2 protein-coding genes are annotated in these 3,573 nt (G+C 73.7%); both read left to right on the forward strand.

Translation table 11 applies throughout. From position 1 onward, the window contains the following. Positions 1-1,903 (forward strand): condensation domain-containing protein (locus tag AB0B50_RS44565; RefSeq protein ID WP_362343826.1); only part of this gene is annotated, 1,903 nt, incomplete at its 5' end. 96 nt (positions 1,904-1,999) lie between these two features. After that, a partial coding sequence (locus AB0B50_RS44570; protein WP_362343829.1) for a condensation domain-containing protein occupies positions 2,000-3,573 on the forward strand: 1,574 nt, incomplete at its 3' end.

The raw sequence follows: 3,573 nt of genomic DNA on the forward strand, positions 1-3,573 counted from the left end.
GGTCGGGTACGTGGTGGGTGTGGACGGGGCGGAGGTGGTCCCGGAGGAGATGCGCGCGTACGTGGGGGAGCGGTTGCCGGAGTACATGGTTCCGGTGGCGGTCCTGGTTCTCGACGCGCTGCCGTTGACCGTGAACGGCAAGGTGGACCGGGCGGCCCTGCCCGCTCCCGACTTCGCCGCCCGCGTGTCGGGCCGGGAGCCGCGTACGGAGGCCGAGCGCGTCCTGTGCGAGGTGTTCGCCGAGGTCCTCGGTCTGGAGCGGGTCGGCGTCGAGGACGGCTTCTTCGCGCTCGGCGGCGACTCGATCAGCTCGATGCAACTGGTGTCCCGGGCGCGCAGGGAGGGCCTGGTGGTGACGCCCCGGCAGATCTTCGAGGAGAAGACCCCGGAGCGGCTTGCGCAGGTCGCGGCGGCGGTGGGGCAGGAGACCGCGGCGGTCGTCGACGTCGGTGTGGGCGAGGTGCCCTGGACGCCGGTGATGCGGGCCCTGGGGGAGCGCGCCGCACGGCCGGGATTCGCGCAGTGGGTGGTGGTCGGCGCCCCGGCGGGGCTCGGCCTCGACGTGCTGGCCGCCGGGCTCGGCGCCGTCCTCGACGCGCACGACATGCTGCGGGCCCGCGCGGTCCCCGGCGAGCCGAAGCTGATCGTCGGCGAGCGCGGCGCCGTGGACGCCGGGGCCCTGGTCCTGCGGGTGGACGCGGCGGAGCTCGGGGCCGGTGGCGTGGACGCGGTCGCGCGCGAGGCCGCGGGGCGGCTCGATCCGGCCTCCGGAGCGATGGCCCGGTTGGTGTGGGTGGACGCGGGCCCGGGGCGGGACGGCCAACTGATCCTCGTCGCCCATCACTTGGTGGTGGACGGCGTGTCCTGGCGGATCCTCCTCCCCGACCTGCAAGCCGCGTGCGAGGCGGTGGCCGCCGGGCGTGTGCCGGAGCTGGACCCGGTGGGCACGTCGTTCCGCCGCTGGGCCGGGCTGCTGGCCGCGGAGGCGACCACCGAGCGGCGAGTCGCCGAAATGGACGGCTGGCTGGCCCTGCTCGGCGAGGATCGATCCCCTCTGGGGCAAAGGATGCTCGACCCGGCCGTGGACACCGTACGGAGTCTGCGTCGTCGCTCGTGGGCCGTACCACCGGAGCAGGCCGAGACGCTGCTGACGCGCACGCCGACCGCGTTCCACTGCGGCGTGGACGATGTGCTGCTGGCCGGTCTCGCCGCCGCGGTCGCGCACTGGCGGCCGAGCACGGCGTCCGGTCTCCTGGTCGACGTCGAGGGGCATGGTCGCGAGCCCCTGGACGGCGCGGAACTGGACCTGTCGCGCACAGTGGGCTGGTTCACCAGCGCCCACCCGGTACGGCTGACGTCGACGGACGTGGATCTCGCCGAGGTCCTCGCCGGTGGCCCCGCGGCGGGTGCGCTGGTGAAGGCCGTCAAGGAGCAGCTGCGCGCGGTACCCGGCGACGGGCTCGGCCATGAACTCCTGCGCCACCTCAACCCGAACACGGGCCCGGCCCTGCGCGACCGGCCGTCCCCGCAGATCAGCTTCACGTACATGGGGCGGTTCGCCGGTGACGCGGCGGAGGGTCAGGTCGACGGCCCCTGGCGGATGGCCGGCGGGAACGCGATCGGCGGCTCGTCCCACCCGGACACGCCCCTGCGGCACCTGCTGGACGTGGGCGCGATGGTCCGGGACACCCCGGGCGGCCCCGAGTTGACGCTCAGCCTGAACTGGCCCGCCCACCTGGTGGCGGAGCCCGAGGCCGAACTCCTGGGCCGCACCTGGGCGGAGACGCTCGGCGGCCTCGCGGCCCACACCGCCGTGCCCGCATCCGGCGGGCACAGCCCCTCCGACTTCCCGCTCCTCGACCTCGCCCAGGACGAAGTCGATGAATTCGACCAACTGGACTGACGCGCCCGGCTCGACCGAGGTGTCCGGCTCCGCCGATTCGATCACCCCGATGGCACGCCCCGCCGAGGTGCGCCGCCGCCATGAGGAGACAGAACGATGACCCGATCCCTTGTCGAGGACGTCTGGCCGCTGTCGCCGTTGCAGGAGGGCCTGCTCTTCCACGCCGCCTTCGACGACCGGGGCCCGGACGTCTACCAGGGGCAGCGGACGCTGGAGCTGGCAGGTCCCGTGGACACGGGACGGTTGCGGAGGTCCTGGGAGGCGCTCCTGGCCCGGCACGGCGCACTGCGGGCGGGCTTCCGCGGCCGCAAGTCCGGTGAGGCGGTGCAGGTCATCGCGCGCGAGGCGGTACTGCCCTGGCGTACGGAGGACGTCTCGGGGCTCGCCGAGGCCGACGCCCGAGCCGAGGCCGACCGGCTGGCCGCGCACGAACGGGCGCAGCGCCTCGACCCCGCGGTCCCGCCGCTGCTGCGCGTGCTGCTGATCCGGACGGGCGCCGACCGGCACCGCCTTGTCCTCACCAGCCACCATGTCGTGATGGACGGCTGGTCCATGGCGGTCCTGTTCAACGAACTGCCCGCCGTGTACGCGGCGGACGGCGACACCCGCGCGCTTCCCAGGACGACCTCCTACCGCGACTACCTGGTGTGGCTGAGCCGGCAGGACAAGGAGGCGGCACGCGCCGCATGGCGCACCGAGCTCGCCGGGGCCGAGGAACCGACTCTCGTGGCCCCGGCCGATCCGGCGCGGACACCCGTGGCGCCCGAGAGCCTGATCACCCGCCTCTCCCCTGAACTGACCGCTGCCATAGGCCAGTTGGCCCGGACCCATGGTCTGACGGTGAACACGGTGGTGCAGGGTGCGTGGGCGTTGGTCCTCGCGCGTCTCGCGGGGCGTACAGATGTGGTGTTCGGCGCGACCGTCGCGGGGCGGCCCGCCGAACTGCCCGGCGTGGAGTCGATGGTCGGCCTCTTCATCAACACCGTTCCGGTACGCGTGCCGCTCGACGGCGCGCAGACCGTCGCGCACATGCTCACCGCCCTGCAGGGCCGCCGGGCCTCGCTCATGGCGCACGAGCACCTCGGACTCTCCGAGGTGCAGAAACTGGCCGGTCCGGGCGCCGTCTTCGACACGATCGTCGTGTACGAGAACTACCCCCGCCCCCCTCAGGAGGAGCCCGCCCCGGACGCCTTCACCATGCGTCCCCTCGGCGAGGAGGAGGCGGCCCACTACCCGCTCACCCTCGTCGCCGCCCCCGAGGGCGACCGGATGGCCGTCAAGCTCGACCACCGTCCCGATCTGTTCGACCACGCCGCCGCGCAGGCGGTCGTCGAGCGTCTGGTGCGGGTGCTGGAGCGGATGGCCGAGGATCCGTCGGCGCCGGTGGCCCGGATCGACGTGGCGGGCCCGGCGGAACGCGAGCTCGTCGTCTCGGAATGGAACGCCACCGAGCAACCGGTACCGGGCACCTCGGTGCCGGAACTCATCGCGGCACAGGTGGCCCGGCGACCCGACGCACCGGCGGTGAGCGACGCCGAACGGGCCCTGACATACGGGGAGTTGTGCAACGAGTCCGGTCGCCTCGCGGCGTACCTCGGGGACTTGGGTGTGGGCCGCGGCGACCGTGTCGCGGTGGCGATGGAGCGGTCGGTCGATCTGCTGGTGGCGTT

The sequence above is a fragment of the Streptomyces sp. NPDC041068 genome (assembly GCF_040647455.1).
GTDB lineage: Bacteria > Actinomycetota > Actinomycetes > Streptomycetales > Streptomycetaceae > Streptomyces.